The 18,433-nt window shown below is 68.5% G+C and carries 17 protein-coding genes; 11 read left to right on the top strand and 6 right to left on the bottom strand.

Annotated elements, in window-relative coordinates; genetic code table 11:
- The first annotated feature begins 29 nt into the window (after window positions 1–29).
- Entirely contained in the window at window positions 30–515 is a 486-nt protein-coding gene (locus JFB92_RS03930; protein ID WP_199035076.1) for a VOC family protein, read from the top strand.
- Here the strand turns inward: JFB92_RS03930 and JFB92_RS03925 are convergent.
- The gene (locus tag JFB92_RS03925; RefSeq protein ID WP_199035075.1) at window positions 509–1,483 is read right to left on the bottom strand and encodes an aldo/keto reductase; all 975 of its coding nucleotides are present in this window, start codon (window positions 1,481–1,483) and stop codon (window positions 509–511) included. The genes JFB92_RS03930 and JFB92_RS03925 overlap by 7 nt on opposite strands.
- Window positions 1,484–1,680: 197 nt before the next feature.
- Between JFB92_RS03925 and JFB92_RS03920 the strand changes: the two genes are divergently transcribed.
- The 3 genes from JFB92_RS03920 (at window position 1,681) to JFB92_RS03910 (ending at window position 5,530) form a co-directional block, all read left to right on the top strand.
- On the top strand, window positions 1,681–2,502 hold the full coding sequence (locus tag JFB92_RS03920) for an undecaprenyl-diphosphate phosphatase (protein WP_199035074.1): 822 nt from the start codon (window positions 1,681–1,683) through the stop codon (window positions 2,500–2,502).
- Window positions 2,503–2,548: 46 nt separating this feature from the next.
- Window positions 2,549–3,790, top strand: a complete 1,242-nt coding sequence (gene mshC, locus JFB92_RS03915) for a cysteine--1-D-myo-inosityl 2-amino-2-deoxy-alpha-D-glucopyranoside ligase (protein WP_199035073.1) — start codon at window positions 2,549–2,551, stop codon at window positions 3,788–3,790.
- A gap of 75 nt (window positions 3,791–3,865) precedes the next feature.
- Window positions 3,866–5,530 (top strand): enoyl-CoA hydratase-related protein, encoded by a 1,665-nt coding sequence (locus tag JFB92_RS03910; RefSeq protein WP_199035071.1) that lies wholly within the window; start codon window positions 3,866–3,868, stop codon window positions 5,528–5,530.
- Here JFB92_RS03910 and JFB92_RS03905 read toward each other — a convergent pair.
- Window positions 5,527–6,162 carry a pyridoxamine 5'-phosphate oxidase family protein gene (locus JFB92_RS03905; protein ID WP_233162265.1) on the bottom strand — a complete coding sequence of 212 codons (636 nt, stop codon included), beginning with the start codon at window positions 6,160–6,162 and terminating at the stop codon, window positions 5,527–5,529. The genes JFB92_RS03910 and JFB92_RS03905 overlap by 4 nt on opposite strands.
- Before the next feature lie 291 nt (window positions 6,163–6,453).
- Here JFB92_RS03905 and metH point away from each other — a divergent pair, with 291 nt between their 5' ends.
- The 4 genes from metH to JFB92_RS03885 all read left to right on the top strand — a co-directional run bounded on the left by metH (window position 6,454) and on the right by JFB92_RS03885 (window position 11,890).
- Window positions 6,454–9,984, top strand: a complete 3,531-nt coding sequence (gene metH / locus JFB92_RS03900) for a methionine synthase (RefSeq protein WP_307789009.1) — start codon at window positions 6,454–6,456, stop codon at window positions 9,982–9,984.
- 56 nt (window positions 9,985–10,040) lie between these two features.
- The gene (locus JFB92_RS03895; RefSeq protein WP_199035068.1) at window positions 10,041–10,598 is read left to right on the top strand and encodes a thymidine kinase; all 558 of its coding nucleotides are present in this window, start codon (window positions 10,041–10,043) and stop codon (window positions 10,596–10,598) included.
- 99 nt (window positions 10,599–10,697) lie between these two features.
- Window positions 10,698–11,333: an HAD family hydrolase gene (locus JFB92_RS03890; RefSeq protein WP_372451567.1), complete on the top strand. Its 636-nt coding sequence runs from the start codon at window positions 10,698–10,700 to the stop codon at window positions 11,331–11,333.
- A gap of 47 nt (window positions 11,334–11,380) precedes the next feature.
- Window positions 11,381–11,890 (top strand): DUF2087 domain-containing protein, encoded by a 510-nt coding sequence (locus tag JFB92_RS03885; RefSeq protein ID WP_199035067.1) that lies wholly within the window; start codon window positions 11,381–11,383, stop codon window positions 11,888–11,890.
- On the opposite strand, the gene JFB92_RS03880 is transcribed toward JFB92_RS03885, so the two are convergent.
- Window positions 11,887–12,225, bottom strand: a complete 339-nt coding sequence (locus JFB92_RS03880) for a winged helix-turn-helix transcriptional regulator (RefSeq protein WP_233162262.1) — start codon at window positions 12,223–12,225, stop codon at window positions 11,887–11,889. The two genes, JFB92_RS03885 and JFB92_RS03880, sit on opposite strands and share 4 nt — an antisense overlap.
- An 88-nt stretch (window positions 12,226–12,313) precedes the next feature.
- Here JFB92_RS03880 and JFB92_RS03875 point away from each other — a divergent pair, with 88 nt between their 5' ends.
- Both JFB92_RS03875 and JFB92_RS03870 read left to right on the top strand, forming a co-directional pair.
- Window positions 12,314–13,234, top strand: coding sequence for an NAD(P)-dependent oxidoreductase (locus tag JFB92_RS03875; protein WP_372451566.1), 921 nt, complete (start codon window positions 12,314–12,316; stop codon window positions 13,232–13,234).
- A 15-nt stretch (window positions 13,235–13,249) separates the two neighbouring features.
- Window positions 13,250–14,119, top strand: a complete 870-nt coding sequence (locus tag JFB92_RS03870; protein WP_199035064.1) for an NAD(P)-dependent oxidoreductase — start codon at window positions 13,250–13,252, stop codon at window positions 14,117–14,119.
- A gap of 14 nt (window positions 14,120–14,133) precedes the next feature.
- Here JFB92_RS03870 and JFB92_RS03865 read toward each other — a convergent pair whose 3' ends face one another.
- Window positions 14,134–14,991: a helix-turn-helix transcriptional regulator gene (locus JFB92_RS03865; RefSeq protein WP_199035063.1), complete on the bottom strand. Its 858-nt coding sequence runs from the start codon at window positions 14,989–14,991 to the stop codon at window positions 14,134–14,136.
- Window positions 14,992–15,123: 132 nt separating this feature from the next.
- On the opposite strand from JFB92_RS03865, the gene JFB92_RS03860 reads away from it, so the two are divergent.
- Window positions 15,124–15,876, top strand: coding sequence for an NAD(P)H-dependent oxidoreductase (locus JFB92_RS03860; RefSeq protein WP_199035062.1), 753 nt, complete (start codon window positions 15,124–15,126; stop codon window positions 15,874–15,876).
- A gap of 144 nt (window positions 15,877–16,020) precedes the next feature.
- On the opposite strand, the gene JFB92_RS03855 is transcribed toward JFB92_RS03860, so the two are convergent.
- Both JFB92_RS03855 and JFB92_RS03850 read right to left on the bottom strand, forming a co-directional pair.
- Window positions 16,021–17,313 (bottom strand): KamA family radical SAM protein, encoded by a 1,293-nt coding sequence (locus JFB92_RS03855; protein WP_199035061.1) that lies wholly within the window; start codon window positions 17,311–17,313, stop codon window positions 16,021–16,023.
- Between the two features lie 213 nt (window positions 17,314–17,526).
- A complete protein-coding gene (locus JFB92_RS03850) occupies window positions 17,527–17,952 on the bottom strand; it encodes an OsmC family peroxiredoxin (RefSeq protein WP_199035060.1) in 426 nt (141 codons plus the stop codon).
- Window positions 17,953–18,433 lie beyond the last annotated feature (481 nt).

Below are 18,433 nucleotides of genomic sequence, written 5' to 3'. Positions count from 1 at the left end.
GCGGTCCGGTCGGCCGCGAGACTGAGGGCATGAGCGAAACCAAGGTCAATTCGATTCCCGAGGGCTACCACTCGATCACGCCGTTCATTGTCGTCAACGACGGTGCCAAGGCCGTCGAATGGTATGAGCGTGTCTTCGGCGCGCGGGTCCTCAGCCGCAACGACGGCCCCGACGGCAAGCTGATGCACTGCGAGATCCAGATCGGCGACTCGATCCTCCAACTCGGCGACGCCGACGAACGCTGGGGCATGGCCTCTCCCGACCCCGAGATGATCACCGCCAGCCTCGTCCTCTACGTCCCGGACATGGACGCCGTCTACGCCAAGGCCGTCGAGGCCGGAGCGCGGGTCCGCGAGGAGCCGAGCGTGTTCCTCACCGGCGACCGCTACGCCTCCATCGCCGACCCGTTCGGGCGCCGCTGGGCGATCATGACCCGCGTCGAGGACGTCTCCCGACAAGAGGCCGAGCGCCGCGTCGACGAGTGGATCGCCTCCATGGGCGAAGGCGGTCAGTAGCTCTCCGGGTAGCCGACCGCCGGGGCCGACACGTCGTCGAGCGCCAGCCGGATCTCCGGCGGCAGGAACAACTGCTCGGCCGCCAGGGACGCCCGCAGCTGCGTCGCGTTGCGGGCACCCACGATCGCGCTGGCCACCCCCGGCTGGTCACGCACCCACGCCAGCGCCACCTCCAGGGGGCTGACGCCCAGTCCGTCGGCGGCGGTCGCCACCGCCTCCACTATCCCGGCCGACCGCTCGTCCAGATACGTTGCGGCGAACCTGGCCCACTGCGCCGAGGCCGCCCGTGACTCCGAGGGCCGCCCATAGCGGTACTTGCCGGTCAGCACCCCCCGTCCCAGCGGCGACCATGCCAGCACGCCCAGCTCCATCGCCAGGCACGCCGGCAGCACCTCGCGCTCGATGCCGCGCTGGAGCAGCGAGTACTCCACCTCGCTGGCCACGATCGGGGTCCGGCCCGGCCACGCCTGCTGCCAGGCCATCGCCCTCGCCGTCTGCCAGCCGGTGTGATTGGACACCCCCGCGTACCGCACCTTGCCGCTGGCGACCGCCGCGTCCAGGGTGCCCATGGTCTCCTCGATCGGCGTGTCCGGGTCGTAGACGTGCAGGAGCCACAGGTCGATGTAGTCGGTGCCGAGCCGCCGCAGCGAATGCTCCAGGCACCGCATCAGCCAGCCGCGCGAAGTGTCGCGCTTGCGGTCCGAGCCGTCGGTGCGGACGCCGGCCTTGGTGGCGATGTGGATCTCCGAGCGCGCGACCACCTTCCCGATGAGCTGGCCGATTGCGGCCTCGGACGCGCCCTGCCCGAACACGTCCGCGGTGTCCACGAGGGTGCCCCCGGACTCCACGAAGGTCTGGAGCTGCGCGGCGGCGTCCTCGAGCCCGGCCTCGTCGGTGGTCCAGGTCATCGTGCCCAGCCCGATCGAGGAGACCTCGATGCCGCTGCGTCCAAGTGGTCGGCGTTCCATGAACACGGAGGTTACATTGAGCGAGCCTCGTGAAGCTATGCCCTTTCCTTCGACGGCACCGGTCGTGCGGCCGATTCCGGCGCCTGGGATCGGCCATTCGTCCGAAGGCGGCGGCGCTCGCTTCCGTCTAGCCTCGTTGAGCGGCGGGGCCGGGATGCCCGCTAGGCTGTCGGACGGCGAATCTGAAGGGACGCGTTTTGGAAATCTGGCAAGCGGTCCTGCTGGGCATCGTGCAGGGGATCACCGAGTACCTTCCGATCTCCTCGACAGGGCACGTCGCGATCGTGGCCGAGTTCCTCGGACTCGACCCCTCCGACGAGTCCATGATCGCGTTCAGCGCCCTCACTCAGTCGGGTGCGATCATCGCCGTCCTGACGTACTTCTTCAAGGACATCGTGCGGATCGCCGGCGCCTGGACGGCCGGGGTGTTCAACCGCGACAGGCGCGACCACGACTACCGGTTCGGCTGGTACGTCATCGTCGGCTCGATCCCGATCATGGTGGTGGGCTTCGCCACCAGGGATCTCATCGCCGGCGCCTACAACCTGTGGGCCATCGCGGGCGGGATGTTCTTCTTCGCGTTCGTGATGTGGTTCGCCGAGCGCGCCGCCACGCACCAGCGCAGCGAGGGCCACGTCAACATGAAGGACGCGATCTTCGTCGGCGTCTTCCAGGTCCTTCCGCTCATCCCGGGCGTCTCCCGCGCCGGGGCGACGATCACGGCGGGCCTGCTGCGCGACCTCAACCGCACCGCCGCCACCCGGCTGTCGTTCTTCCTCGGCATCCCCGCGATCACCGGGGCCGCGGTGCTGACCGTCGGCGACGCCTTCGACGGCTCGGTGCCGATGGCCTCGCTCGTCGCCGGGCTGGTGACCACCGTCGTCACCGCCTACGCGTGCATCGTGTGGCTGATGAAGTTCGTCTCCAACCACACCTTCATGCCGTTCGTGTGGTACCGCCTCGGCTTCGGCGCCGTCCTGGCGCTCCTGCTGCTGGCCGGGATCGTCGACGCCTCCTGACCGGAGGCGCTGGCCGCTCGGCCGCTCGCGAAATAGGATCGCGGTCATGGATTCCTGGACCGCACCCGACGTTCCCGCCCTGCCCGGCCGCGGGCCCGTCCTGCGCCTGCACGACACCGCCTCGGGATCGCCCCGGCCCACCGTCCGGGACGGCGCCGAGCGCGCCTCGATGTACGTCTGCGGCATCACTCCCTACGACGCGACGCATCTGGGCCACGCCGCGACATACATCACCTTCGACCTGGTGGGCCGCTACTGGCGCGATCAGGGCCTGGAGGTCGACTACGCCCAGAACGTCACCGACGTCGACGAGCCGCTGTTCGAACGGGCCGACCGCGACGGCACCGACTGGCAGGTCCTGGGCCTGCGCGAGACGGCCCTGTTCCGCGAGGACATGGAGGCGCTGCGGGTGGTCCCGCCCGACCACTTCGTCGGCGCGGTCGAGTCCATCCCGCTGGTGGGCAAGGCCGTCGCCCAGCTCTGTGAGTCAGGGCACGCCTATCGGCACGACGAGGGCGACATCTACTACTCGGTCGGGTCGAATCCGGCGTTCGGCTCGGAGTCGAACTACGACCGCGAGACGATGCTGCGCTACTCGGCCGAGCGCGGCGGCGACCCCGACCGCGAGGGCAAGCGCGACCCGCTGGACCCGATCCTGTGGAACGTCCCCAAGGGCGGCGAGCCGTCCTGGGAGTCGCCGGTCGGCCGCGGCCGCCCCGGCTGGCACATCGAGTGCGCCTGCATCGCCTTGGAGTACCTGGGCGCCCAGATCGACGTGCAGGGCGGCGGCTCGGACCTGATCTTCCCCCACCACGAGATGTCGGCCGCCCACGCCGAATCGCTGACCGGCCGCAGCCCGTTCGCCGCGACCTACGTCCACACCGGCATGATCGGCCTCGACGGCGAGAAGATGTCGAAATCGCTGGGCAACCTGATGTTCGTCTCCAAGCTCCGCGCCGAAGGGGTCGACCCGGCCGCGATCCGCCTGGCGCTCATGGCCGGCCACTACCGCGCCGACCGGCAGTGGACCCGGGAGCTCTTGGCCGAGGCCGAACTGCGCCTGGGCCGCTGGCGCGAGGCCGTCGCCCGCGAGACGGCGATCCCTGCCGGGGCGATGCTCAACGCCGTCCGCGAGCGCCTGGCCGATGACCTGGACACGCCCGGCGCGCTTGCGGCAGTGGACAAGTGGGCCACGCAGACTCTCGCCGACAGCGGTGACGACCCGTCCGCTCCGGCTCTGGCCCGGGACACTATCGGAGGAATGCTCGGAATAGACTGCTCTCGCTGATTGTGCGAATTGCCGAGTCTGGGTACGCTAAATACCGAGCGTCACCGACTCCCCACGCCGCAAGAGGAGTCGCAATTGAAAATCCTGCTGCTGGCGTCGGCCTTCAACGGTCTGACACAGCGAGTCTGGTGTTCCCTGCGCGAACAGGGACACGAGGTCGGTGTGGAACTCGCACCGGCCTTCGAGTCGCCCGAAGCGCTGACCGCCGCCGTAGCCCGCATAGACCCCGACCTGATCGTGTGCCCGTTCCTCAAACACCGCGTGCCCGAAGCGGTGTGGGGGCGCTGGACCACCGTCATCGTCCACCCCGGCCCGGCCGGTGACCGCGGGCCGTCCTCACTGGACCACGCCATCCTCGAAGGCAGGGCCCGCTGGGGCGTGACCGCGCTCTCGGCGGTCGAGGAGATGGACGCCGGGCCCATCTGGGCCACCGCCACCTTCGAGGTCCCCTCGCACACGGCCAAGAGCGAGCTCTACAACAGCCGCGTCGCCGACGCGGCCATGGAATGCGTCGACCGCACCATCCGCAAGTTCGAGGCCGGAGGCCGACCGCTCCCGGCCGACGATCACCCCCGAGAGGTCCCCGGCACCGGCGAGCTGCCGCTGCTGCGCCGCAAGGGCTTCGAACTGGACTGGAGGGCCGACGCCGCCGAACTCGAGCGCCGCGTCAACGCCGCCGACGGCGCCCCCGGCGCCCCGGTCGACCTGGCCGGGCGCACCCTGTGCCTCTACGACGTCGCCGCCACCGACGACGACCACGGCGCGGACCCCGGCACCGTCGTGGGCCGCAACCTCGAAGCGGTCGCCGTCGCCTGCGGCCGAGGCACCCTGTGGATCGGCTACGCCGCCGTGCTCGAACGCCGAAAGGGCCCCAAGCTCCCGGCCTCGATGATCATCGACGCCGAAGACGCCCCGTACCTGCCGCTGCCCGAGCGGCTGGCCGAGACCGCCTACACCCGAGACGGCGACATCGGCTACCTCACCATCCGCTCCTACAACGGCGCGATGCACACCGAGCAGTGCCGCCGCCTGACCGGAGCGGTCGAGAAGGCCCTCACCGAGGACACGCGCCTCCTCGTCATCGCCGGCACCGAGCACGCCTTCTCCAACGGCATCCACCTGGGCGTCATCGACGCCGCCGCCGACCCGGCCGCCGAAGCCTGGGCCAACATCCGGGCCATCGACGAGCTGTGCGGCGCCATCGCCGGGGCCGACCAGCTCACCGTCGCCGCTTTCACCGCCAACGCCGGAGCCGGCGGGGTCATGACCGGGCTGTGCGCCGACGTCACCGTCGCCCGCGACGGCGTCGTCCTCAACCCGTACTACGACATGGGCATATTCGGCTCCGAACTGCACACCTGGTCGGTCGCCAGCCGGATCGGGCCCGAGCGCGCCACCCGCCTGCTGGGGGACAAGCTCCCGATCGCCGCCCGCGGGGCCGCGACGCTCGGCCTGATCGGCGCGGTGGGCCCGCGCGACTGGGAGTCGTTCGGCACCTGGCTGCGGGCCGTGGCCGTCGGCTACAGCGAACCGGCCACCCTCGGCCGCATGTTCGCGGCCAAGGAGCGGCGCCGCGCCGAGTCGAAGCCGATGTCCTACTACCAGACCATCGAGCTGGCCGAGATGGCCCGCGACCTGTTCGACGACCGGCACGGGTTCGAGGCCAAGCGCCGCGCCTTCCTCGGCAAGGCCGCGCCGGCCGGGACCCCGGCCAAGCTGCGCTTCCCCGGCCTCGTCTAGTAGAGCTGCCGCTCGTACTGCGCGCCGTAGTACTCGGTGAGCTGGTCGATGGTCTCGGCGACCGCCTGGGTGTCCTTGACCATGCACGCGTGCGAGGGCAGCGCCTCCGGGTCCCACGTCTCGGGCTTCCACAGCCCCGAGCGCATGGACGCCTTCCCGCAGTGGAAGAAGATCGTGTCGATCTCGACGACGAGCGCCAGGACGGGCCGGTGGCCCTTGACGACCATGTCGTCGAAGAACGGCGCCTCCGAGACGATCCTGGCCCGGCCGTTGATCCGCAGGGTCTCCCGCCGGTCCGGGACGATCGACAGCAGCCCGACGTGCGGGTTGGACAAGACGTTGTGATAGCCGTCGACCCGGTGGTTGCCTTTGCGTTCGGGGATCGCGATCGTGGAATCGTCCAGCGGCCGGACGAACCCGGGCGGGTCCCCCTTGGGGGAGGCGTCGCAGTTGCCCTCGGCGTCGGCGGTGGCGATCACGCAGTACGGCGAGGCCGCCAACCACTGGCGGTCCCGCGGATGGAGCTTCGCCCGCTCCTTGGTGGCCGCGCGCGGCTTGACCTCTCCGACCAGCTCGCGCAGCTTCGCGGCGTCGGTGACTTCCACCCACTCGCGAGACTCGATGGTGCCCATCCGCATCCTTTCAAGGCAGGGGGTATTCCGCCTCAGGCTACGCCGCCGCTCGGCCGCGGGGCCAGTTCGATTCCGGCACCGCTCAGCGCTCGCGGTGGTCCTGGAGGGCGTGGCGCACCGCGAGCCGGATCGTCCAGTAGAGGATGTAGATGCCGATCGCATAGAACACGAACATGACGAGAGTTCCCATATCGTCACCCTAGGGGGAACCCGGCTTCCGGCGCAGATCACACCTCTCAACAGGTGAAACCCGCCTCCCACCTCCCGGCACGCGCCAGTACCCTTGACTGCGTGTCTGCGCCGAACCGCTTCCTGGAAACCCTGTCCCGACGCGTCGTGATCGCCGACGGGGGCATGGGCACCATGCTGCAGACCTTCGACCCCACGCTCGAGGACTACGACGGCTACGAGGGCCTGTCCGACATCCTGTGCCTGACCCGCCCCGACATCGTCCTGGGCATCCACGACGCCTACCTGGCCGCCGGGGCCGACTGCGTCGAGACCAACAGCTTCAACGCCAACTACGGCGGCCTGGTCGAATACGGCATCACCGACCGCGTCCGCGAACTCGCCGGCGCCGCCGCGCGACTCGCCCGCCAGAAATGCGACGAGTACGCCACGCCCGAGCACCTCCGCTTCGTCCTCGGCTCCATGGGCGGCGGCACCCGCCTGCCCACCCTCGGCCACGCCCCCTACGCGACCCTGCGCGACCACTACCGCGAATGCGTCCTCGGTCTCATCGAAGGCGGCGCCGACGCCATCCTCGTCGAGACCAGCCAGGACCTCCTCCAAGCCAAGGCCGCCGTCATCGGCGCCAAGCGGGCCAACACCGAACTCGGCACCGAGATCCCGATCATCGCCCAGGTCACGGTCGAGACCACCGGCACCATGCTCGTCGGCGGCGAGATCGGCGCCGCCCTCACCAGCCTCGCCGCCCTCGAGGTCGACCTCATCGGCCTCAACTGCGCCACCGGCCCGGCCGAGATGAGCGAGCACATCCGCTACCTCTCCCGCCACTCGCCGGTCCCCATCTCGGTCATGCCCAACGCCGGACTGCCCGAACTCGGCCCCGACGGCGCGGTCTACCCGCTCACCCCCGACGAACTGGCCGACGCCCACGAAGACTTCGTCACGAACTTCGGCGTCAGCCTCGTCGGCGGCTGCTGCGGCACCACCCCCGACCACATCCGAGCCGTCCGCGACCGCCTCGACGGCGTCGCCCCCGCCGAGCGCCGGCCGGTCCTCGAACCGGGCGTCTCCTCCTCCTACCACCATGTCCCCTTCAAGCAGGACGCCTCGATCCTCAACGTCGGCGAGCGCACCAACGCCAACGGCTCCAAAGCCTTCCGCGAAGCCATGCTCGCCGCCGACTACGACCGCTGCGTCGAGATCGCCCGCGAGCAGACCCGCGGCGGCTCCCACCTGCTCGACCTGTGCGTCGACTACGTCGGCCGCGACGGCGCCGAGGACATGCGGGTCCTCGCCTCCCGCTTCGCCACGGCCTCGACCCTGCCGATCATGCTCGACTCCACCGAACCCCAGGTCATCGAGGCCGGACTGGAGGCCCTCGGCGGGCGCTGCATCGTCAACTCGGTCAACTTCGAAGACGGCGACGGCCCGAACTCGCGGTACGCGCGCGTCATGCCCCTCATCGTCGAACACGGCGCCGGCGTCGTCGTAATGTGCATCGACGAGGACGGCCAGGCCCGCGACCGCGACTGGAAGGTCCGCGTCGCCTCCCGCACCATCGACGACCTCGTCGAACGCTGGGGGATGAGGGTCGAGGACATCTTCATCGACACCCTCACCTTCCCCATCTCCACCGGCCAGGAGGAGACCCGCCGCGACGGCATCGAGACCATCGAGGCCATCCGCGAGATCGCCCGCCGCTACCCCGGCGTCAACTTCACCCTCGGCGTCTCCAACATCTCCTTCGGCCTCAACCCGGCCGCCCGCCAGGTCCTCAACTCCGTGTTCCTCAACGAATGCGTCGAAGCCGGAGTCACCAGCGCCATCGTCCACTCCTCGAAGATCCTGCCCATGGCCTCGATCCCCGAGGAACAGAAGCAGGCCGCCCTCGACATGGTCTACGACCGGCGCACCGAGGACTACGACCCGCTCCAGAAGCTCATCGAGATCTTCGACGGCGTCAGCCTCGCCAGCTCCAAGGAGGCCCGTGCCGAGGCCCTCGCCGCGCTCCCGCTCGGCGAACGCCTCGCCCAGCGCATCATCGACGGCGACAAGAACGGCTTCGACACCGACCTCGACGCCGCCCTCGCCGAAGGCAAGCGGCCCCTCGACATCATCAACGACCACCTCCTCGAAGGCATGAAGGTCGTCGGCGACCGCTTCGGCTCCGGCCAGATGCAGCTGCCGTTCGTCCTCCAGTCGGCCGAGGCCATGAAGTTCGCCGTCGCCCACCTCGAACCGCACATGGACAAGGACGACGGCGCAGGCAAGGGCACCATCGTGCTCGCCACCGTCCGCGGCGACGTCCACGACATCGGCAAGAACCTCGTCGACATCATCCTGTCCAACAACGGCTACACCGTGGTCAACCTCGGCATCAAGCAGCCCATCAACGCCATCCTCGACGCCGCCGAAGAACACGACGCCGACGTCATCGGCATGAGCGGCCTGCTGGTCAAGTCCACGGTCATCATGAAGGACAACCTCGCCGAGATGATGGCCCGCAGCCTCCACCGGCGCTGGCCGGTCATGCTCGGCGGCGCCGCCCTCACCCGCGCCTACGTCGAAGGCGACCTGCGCGGCATGTTCGAAGGCGGCCAGGTCCACTACGCCCGCGACGCCTTCGAAGGGCTCGCGCTCATGGACAAGGTCATGGCCGCCCGGCGCGGCGAGGGCGGACCGGTCATCGACCCCGCCCAAGAGGAGAAGATCGCCAAGCGCCAGGCCCGCCGCGCCAAGCAGGCCACCATGGTCGCCGAGAAACTCCCCGACCTCGACGACACCTCCGTGCGCAGCGACGTCGCCACCGACGCCGAGATCCCCGTCCCGCCGTTCTACGGCTCGCGGGTGGTCAAGGGGGTCGCGCTGGCCGAATACGCCGCGATGCTCGACGAGCGCGCCACCTTCCTGGGCCAGTGGGGCCTCAAACCGACCCGCGGCGACGACGGCCCCTCCTACGAGGAACTGGTCGAGACCGAGGGCCGCCCGCGCCTGCGCTACTGGCTCGACCGGCTCGCCACCGACAACGTCCTGGAGGCCAAGGTCGTCTACGGCTACCTGCCGGCCTACTCCGAGGGCAACTCCCTGGTCGTCCTCGACGAGAACGGCCACGCCGAGCGGGCCCGCTTCACCTTCCCCCGGCAGCGCCGCGACCGCCGCCTCTGCCTGTCCGACTTCTTCCGCGCCAAGGACGGCGAGCAGCTCGACGTGCTCGGCATGCAGCTGGTCACCCTCGGCTCGAAGGTCTCCGAATACACCAACCGACTGTTCGAGGCCAACGCCTACCGCGACTACCTCGAAGTCCACGGCCTCACCGTGCAGCTGACCGAGTCGCTGGCCGAATACTGGCACCGCCGCATCCGCCGCGAATGGAAGCTCCCCTCGGGATCGACCGTCGGCGACGCCGACCCCGGCGACCTCAAGGGCATCCTCGACGTCGACTTCCGCGGCTGCCGGTACTCCTTCGGCTACCCGGCCTGCCCCGAACTGGCCGACCGCGCCACCCTCGTCGACCTGCTCGGCGCCGACCGCATCGGCGTCGAACTCTCCGAAGGCGACCAGCTCCACCCCGAGCAGTCCACCGACGCGATCGTCCTCCACCACCCCGAAGCCAGCTACTTCAACGCCAAATAAAGACCGCTCAACCTGGCCCAAAGTGTGAACTGGCCCCACATGGCATCATGGCGCCCATGTCATACGAACTCGTCGCCTACCTCGGTGTCATGGACGCCGGCAAGTCAACCCTCGCCCTCCAGTTCCACCACTCGCTCGGCGGCGAGGGCATCCTCTACACCTGCATGGACCGCGGCGGCAGCGGCGTCATCTCCAGCCGCCTCGGCCTGGCTCACGAAGCCCGGGAAGTGACCCCCGACATCGACCTCTACGACGAGCTCGCCGAACTCAAACCGCCCTACGTCGTCGTCGACGAAGTCCAGTTCCTCACCGCCCCCAAACAGGTCAACCACCTCGCCGACGCCGTCGACGGCCTCGGACTCGACGTCTACGCCTTCGGACTGCGCACCGACTTCCTCGGCCGCCTCTTCCCGGCCTCCCAGCGCCTGCTCGAACTGGCCGACCGCGTCGAGGAACTGCCCGTACGCGTCAACTGCTGGTGCGGCGCCCGCGGCACCCACAACGCCCGCGTCCGCGACGGCGTCATGGTCTTCTCCGGAGACGTCGTCGAAGTCGGCGACATGGACACCTACACCGTCCTGTGCCGCCGCCACCACCGCGCCGGACTCGCCTGACCCTCCGTGTGAGCCCGCTCGCCCGAGCCGCGCGAACCCGTCGGCAACACCCGCCACCCCCGTACCGTTGCAGGGGTGACGACTGACTTTCCGCAAGCCGTGCTCTTCGACATGGACGGCACCCTCGTCGACAGCGAGGTCATCTGGGACATCGGCATCGAAGAACTGGCCGTCACCCTCGGCGGCACCCTCGACCCCGACGTCCGCGCCCGCATGGTCGGCACCAACGAGGGCGCCTCGGTCATCCTGCTCCTCGAAAGCCTCGGCCTGCCGCTCGAGAACGCCCCCGAGCACCAGCAATGGCTGCGCACACGCATGAGAGAACTGTTCGCCCAAGGCGTCGCATGGAAGCCCGGCGCCCGCGAACTCCTGCTCGAATCCCGCGCCGCCGGCCTGCCCACCGCCCTGGTCACCTCCACCCCGCGCGAGCTGTCCGACATCATCATCAACCAGCTCGGCCCCGACAACTTCCACCTCACCATCTGCGGCGACGAGGTCGAAGAGAAGAAACCCCACCCCGAGCCGTACCTGACCGCCGCGGCCAAACTCGGCGTCGACATCACCCGCAGCGTCGTCTTCGAGGACTCCCTGTCCGGCGTCGGCTCCGCTCTCGCCGCCGGAGCGGTCACCCTGGCAGTCCCCAGCGAAGTCCCCCTCCCCGACGACCTCGAGGTCACGCGCCTGAACACCCTCGAAGGCGTCGACCTCGCCTACCTGCGAACCCTCCGCGACTGACCCGAAAACGCCTTGACCGGCCCGCCTCCGGGCACCAGGCTGGGCCCATGGAACCGAGCCACGCCATCGTCAAGGCCCTCGCCGACCCCGAACGCCTCCGCGCGTTCGCCCAGATCGCCCTGGCCGGACCAGACGGGCTCCACCCCTCCCAGATCGACGCGAAGACCCTGCCGCGCCTACTCAAATCCGGGCTCGTCCAACGCGCCGACGGCCGCGTACACGCCGACCCCGCCGCCTTCCAACGCGCCGCCAAGGCCGCCCGCGAGGCCATCCCCGACGCCCCCGCCGACGTCACCCCCGACCTCGCCGCGCTCTACTCCGAAGGCCACATCACCGAACGGCCCGTCAACCGCCGCACCCGCGTCGCCCTCCTGCACGACCTCGCCGGACGCCTCTTCGAGTTCGACCGCGCCTACACCGAACGCGAGATCACCGAAGCCCTGGCCGCCGAGTACGACGACCCGCTCCAACTGCGCCGCGACATGATCGACGAACTCCTCCTCGAACGAACCGCCGGCGGCCGCGAATACCGCCGCCGCCAAGCCCCGCCGCTCTAGCCTCGCGCCGTCAAGATCTCCCGGTTCCGGTCGCCCCACTCCTCCAGGGGCGCCAGCGCCTCATTGAGGTCACGCCCCAGCGGCGTCAGCGAATACTCCACCCGCGGGGGCACCTCCGGGTAGAGCTCCCGGTGCACGATCCCGGCCGCCTCGAGCCGGCGCAGATTCTCGGCCAGGACCTTCTCGCTCACCCCATCGAGCATCCGCCGGATCCGCCCGAAGCGCTGCGGGCCCTCGGCCAGCACCCACATCAGGTGCAGCTTCCACTTCCCGCCGACCACGTCGATGGCGACCGCCATCCCGCAGAGTTGATCTGCGTCACCAGCGATGTGCATCGGATTCCTCCCGACCATATTTCGAACCACGAGGTAAGTAACCCCACCCGAAAGTGCGGTCTTGCAAGCCTATCCGCGCCGACCGACCATTGACCCCGGCGCCGAAACCCGCAAGACACCACCTACCAAGGGGCACCGCATGTCACAGCAATCCCTGACCGTCATCGGCCTGGGCCCGATGGGCCAGGCCATGGTCAAGGCCCTCATCGAGGCCGGCATCGAGGTCACCGTATGGAACCGCACCGCCGCCAAAGCCGAAGCCATGGCCGAACTCGGCGCCCACCGCGCCGAAACCGCCGCCGAAGCCCTCGACGCCAACCGGGTCATCATCCTCAGCCTCACCCACTACCAGGCCATGTACGACATCCTCGGTCCGGCCGCCGACCACCTCCGAGGCAAGGTCATCGCCAACCTCTCCTCGGACTCGCCCGAGAACACCCGCGAAGGCGCCGCTTGGGCCACCGAGCACGGCGCCCAATACCTCGTCGGCGGCTTCATGTCCCAAGGCGACGACATCAAGCACCCCGACTCATACCTCTACCTCAGCGGACCCAAGGACGTCTTCGAAGCCCACCGGGACCTCCTTCGACCCCTCAGCCGCCAGGAGTACCTCGGCGACGACTACGGCCTCGCACAGGTCTTCTACCAGGCCGAACTCGCCCTCTTCCACGCCTTCCTCATCGGCTGGGAACAGGCGCTGGCCATCGTCGACCGCTCCGGCGCCGACCTCGACCGCTTCGTCGCCGGAGCCTCCGGCCACCCGAACAGCTACCGCGACTTCATGCGCGAATTCGCCGAAGGCGCCAAACACGGCGGCTGGGGCGACCTTCACAGCTTCAAGATGATGCACGCCGGCGCCCAACACGTCATCGACGCCAGCGAAGACCTCGGCGTCGACGCCCGACTCACCAGGACCGTCCAGGACTACTACCGGCGCGCCATCGAAGCCACAGACAAAGCCGGACACCCCGTCCCCGTCTACCGGATCATCCGCGGCGACGCCGCCTGAAAGAAAGCAAGGACCATGCCACAAAGCGACATGACCATCCTCGGCCTCGGCGCCATGGGCTCGGCCATCACCGAACGCCTCCGCGAGACCGGCCTCACCACCACCGTGTGGAACCGCACCACCGCCAAGACCGAACCGCACGTCAAAGCCGGATCCACCGCCGCGACCACCATCACCGAAGCCGCCGACGCCTCCGACATCGTCATCGCCGTCCTGCTCGACCACGCCAGCGTCCACCAGAACCTCGAACCGGCCGCCGAACGACTGCGCGGCAAAACCCTGGTCAACCTGACCACCACCACACCGAACGAAGCCCGAACCACCGCCGCATGGGCCACCGAACACGGCATCGACTACCTCGACGGCGCCATCATGGCCACACCCGACATGATCGGCAAGCCCGAATCCCTCTTCCTCTACTCGGGCAGTGAGAACGCCTTCACGCTCGCCGGACCCGCACTCGAACCGCTCGGCACGACCCGGTTCGAAGGCACCGACCCCGGCGTCGCCGCACTCAAGGACATGGCGCTGCTCTCATCGATGTACCTGATGCTCAGCGGATACCTCCAGGCCGCCGCCATGATGCGCACCGTCGGCGTCAGCGCCACCGACACCGCCGAAGCCGTCGGCGACTGGCTCGGCGCCATCATGGGCCACCTGCCCGGCTTCGGAGCGATCATCGACAGCGGCGCCTACCACCCGGCACAAGGCCAAGACGTGAACTTCACCCGGCCCGCCGTCGCCTCCCTCATCGCCGCCAGCCGCGAACAGGGCATCAAGGCCGACTTCCTCGAGACCGGCAAGAAACTCCTCGACGAACTCGCCGCCACCGGCCGCGGCGACAGCGACTGGGTGAGCATCGTCGAATCGCTCACCATCCGCTAGCGGACCCGCTGGAGTCAGGCCGCCCGGCTCGACTCCAGCAACCGCATCCGGTCGTAGTCGTCCGTGCCCGGAGACGCCGTCAACGTCACCAGCATCTGACCGCTCCCGTCGGCCACCCGGAACTGGTCCTTGTAAAGCTCCAAGCGCCCCACCATCGGATGGTCGAACCGCACCGAACCGACATTGCAATCCATCACCTCGGCCCGAGCCCACAACTCCGCGAACAACCGGTGCGCCACCGACAACTCACCGATCATCGACGTCAACTCCCGGTCCTCGGGGAACAGCGCCGCCGTCTTCCGCAACTGCGCCACCGACTCGGCCGAGCACACGTCCTCCCAATCGGGAAAGTACTGCCGCGAATCGTCCTCGAACATCAACCGCACGAAGTTCGGCCCGGCCTCCAGATCCCAGCCGAACCCCCCGTACAGCAGGCGCGCCATCCGGTTCGAGGCCAACACGTCCTGCCGGTGGTTCATGATCAGGGCCGGGAACGCGGTGATCTGCGCCAGCATCGTCTCAAGCGACGGCCGCACCGCCGCGCTCGGATGCGCCGGACCCCGCCGAGTGGTCCCCGCCAGCCGATGCAGGTGCGCCCGCGTGGTCGCATCGAGCCGCAGCGCCCGCGCCACCGCGTCGAGCACCTGATCGGAAGGCCGCTTCGCGCGGCCCTGCTCCAGACGCGTGTAGTAGTCCACGCTCACCCCCGCCAGCAGCGCCAACTCCTCGCGCCGCAGCCCGGGCACGCGCCGACGCGCGCCGTCGGAAAGCCCGACATCCTCCGGATTGATCCGGGCCCGGCGGGCCTGAAGGAATTTCCCCAAATCGACGACATCGTCGAGTTTGTGAATCTCAGCAGCATCAGATGACATCCCACAACACCTCCGCGCCAAGTATCACCAAAACCTCGACGACCTGCCTAGGTCTGTCAGTCCTAGGGTGGAACAACCCGTGGTCGAACAGACGTCTGGCGGCACCGCCGGAACCGCAGCAGCATGGTCGCCATGAACATCCACATCGTTTACGCCCACCCGTCCGCCACGTCACTCAACGCCTCCCTGCGCGACGAGGCGGTCAAGGCCCTCGATGAACTCGGCCACCAGGTCACCGTCTCCGACCTGTACGCGATGAACTGGAAGGCCACCGCCGACTACGACGACCTCGGCCCGGTCGAGGACGGCAACTTCATGGCCGCCTCCGGCCAGGCGTTCGAAGCCGGATCCCTCAGCGCCGACATCCTGGCCGAACAGGAGAAACTCCTGGCCTCCGACGCGATCCTCTTCCAGTTCCCCCTCTGGTGGTTCTCGATGCCGGCCATCATGAAGGGCTGGGTCGACCGAGTCCTCGCCAACGGCTTCGGCTACGGCAGCGGCCGCGGCTGGAAGCGGTACGGCGACGGCAGGCTCGCCGGCAAACGCGCCATGGCCGTCGTCACCACCGGCGCCGCCGAAGCCCACCTGTCCGACCGCGGCGTCAACGGCAGCTTCGACGACCTGATGTTCCCGATCAACCACGGGATCTTCTTCTACACCGGCATGGACGTCCTGCCGCCGCTGCTCATCCCCTCGACCGTGAAGTTCGACGAAGACGACTACGCGGCCGCGGCCCGACGCCTCCGCGAACACCTCGAGACCCTCGAGACGACCGAGCCGATCGCCTACCGCAAGCAGGCCGGCGGCGACTACGACCAGTCCAAGCGCCTCAAGCCCGGCCGAGAGCGCCCCGGCACGACCGGCTTCGATCTCCACATAGCCTGAGCACGCGAAAGCCGGAGCGGCGAGAGGCCGCTCCGGCTCGTGAAGTTCTATCCTGCCATTCGGGCTACCGGGCGAAAAGACTCCGGGGGAGAGGCCGCGCGGCCTCAGGCGATCACAAGTGGTCGCGGGGTCGGTCGTTCTCTGCTACGCGTCGAACGGGAACTTGTCGGCGAACGCCGGCTTCAGGTCGTCGACCCAGACCGCGTTCTCGTCGTACTTGGCGAAGAACGGACGGCCGACGATATCCGGGTTCCGCGCCTGGAGCATCCGCAGCGCGAAAACCTTCTCGCCATTGATCTCGGTGACTCCGTCCAAGGTCACCTTGCCGGGCGTGGCCGACATCGACGGCCCCCGGACTGTGCGGCACAGGCCCGAGACCTGGCTGAACGCGTCCCGGAAGATCTCCCAGGCGCGTACCAGCGGGACCGAGAAGTAGTCCTGCGGGCCGGTGTCGCGCTCGACGAACATGTAGTAGGGGACCATGCCCTGCTTGTGCTGGGTCCGCCACATGCCCGCCCACTGCTCGGCGCTGTCGTTGATGGTGCGGATCAGCGGCGCCTGGGTGCGGATCACGGCGCCGGTGTCGCGGATGCGCCGCACCGCCTCCTGGACGATCTCGGGCTCGAGCTCCTTGTGGTGCGAGAAGTGCGCCATGAACGCCAGGTTCCTGCCGGACTTGACGACCTGTTCGAACAGCCGGAGCGTGGCGTCGGCGTCGGGGTCGGTCACGAAGCGCTGCGGCCAGTAGGCCAGAGCCTTCGAACCGATCCGGATCGACTCGACGTGGTCCATCTCCAGCAGCGGCTCGACGTAGCGCCGCAGGACCGTCTCACCCATGATCATGGGATCGCCGCCGGTCAGCAGCACGCTGGTGACCTCCGGGTGCCGGCCCACATAGCCGGTGAGCTCTTCGATGTCGTTGTTGGCCATCTTGAGCTCGTCGATGCCCACGAACTGCGCCCAGCGGAAGCAGTAAGTGCAGTAGGCGTGGCAGGTCTGCCCCTGTTGGGGGAAGAACAGCACCGTCTCCTTGTACTTGTGCTGGAGACCCTCGACCGCATCCTCTTTGCCCTTGATGTTGAGCTGGATCTGGCCGGCGGGATGCGGATTGAGCTTGAAGCGGATCTGGTTCGCGGCCGCGGTGATCTCCTGCTTGGGAGCTTCCTTCTGGAGCAGCTCAGCGAGATGATCGACGTCCTCGGGCGGCAGCATGTCCTCCTGCGGGAACACCAGCCGGAACATGGGATCGTCGACCGCGTTGTCCCAGTCGATGAGCTCATCGACTACGTAGGTGTTGGTGCGGAACGGCAGCACGGATGCGACCGCCTTCGTCCTGAGCCGCTGCTCCTCGGTCAACGGGGCGCGCTTCAACAAGTCGTCAAGGTGACGGATGGTGTACGCGCGGAATCGCCGGCCGCTGCTTTCTGGAGTAGTCACGACGGACTCGACCTCCTTACGGTATGAGTTTTCAAACTGGGCGATGAGGCATCGCTACAAATCGTGCGCGAAACCAACAATCACCACACCGATCCGCCAGATGGACCACATCCTCGGACCTGGCCCGTGATCTTGCCGTCACGGCTGGTGCACCTGCTGCCTTCGCGCACAGTGTGCGATCTATATGAAGTTTTCTCGACTTTGCGCTCGACCCTAGCCGAGCTTCGCCTCCAGCGTGATCGGGACCGCCTTGAGCGCCTGGCTGACGGGGCAGCCGTCCTTGGTGGCCGCGGCGATCTCGTCGAACTCCTCGGCACCGATGCCGGGGATCGTCGCGCGGACGCTAAGCGCGACTCCGGTGATCCCCGTACCGGGCTTGAAGTCGACCGCGGCTTCAGTGACGATCTCGTCGGCCGTGTACCCCGCCTTGCCGAGACTGCCGGACAGGGCCATGGAGTAGCAGGAGGCGTGAGCTGCGGCGATGAGCTCCTCTGGGCTGGTCTTGCCCTCGGGCTCGTTGGAGCGCGCGGCCCAGGTCACTGGAGTGTCCGGGAGGCCTGACGACACGAAGCTGGTCGTACCGCCGCCGTCCTGGAGGTCGCCGGTCCAACGAGTGCGTGCGTTGCGAGTGACTGACATGCCTTCTCCTCTGATTCGCGGAGTTGCTGGTGCTCGCAGGCTAACAGCCGAACCTGTCGCGGAGAGATGGTGCGCGCTCGTGCCGGCCAGGTCGACCGACAGGGGAAACCGGGCGCAGATCTTGAAGTCTCCGCAGGTCAAGAGTACCTTGGGTACGGAGGCGGACCCCCTCGATCGGGCCTTGGCCGGGGTGTGTATATTTATCTCTGCCCGCGGGGGAACGGAACAGCCGAGAGGCTGGTCCGGAGATCGCAGCGGAGATTCGCGACAAGCAATATGGCGCGGACCGCAGATCGAAGCGCGGGAATCACCTGAGACTCGATGGAGGCTCGTTCGGCTGTTGCCGAGGCCACTGGCCCCGGATTAGACGGCACGAATTGGGACTGCTAGCTTAGTCAGGTTGCTCCGGCCAAGCGCCGATCTGAGAAGTTTCGGATCGTCTTGGTTGTGGCGTGTTGTTTGAGAACTCAACAGGGTGTTT

It is taken from the genome of Glycomyces salinus (genome assembly GCF_016428645.1).
Classification (GTDB): Bacteria; Actinomycetota; Actinomycetes; order Mycobacteriales; family Micromonosporaceae; genus Glycomyces; species Glycomyces salinus.
The sequence above is the reverse complement of the archived record's forward strand: the minus strand, read 5'-3'. Positions and strand labels throughout refer to the sequence as shown.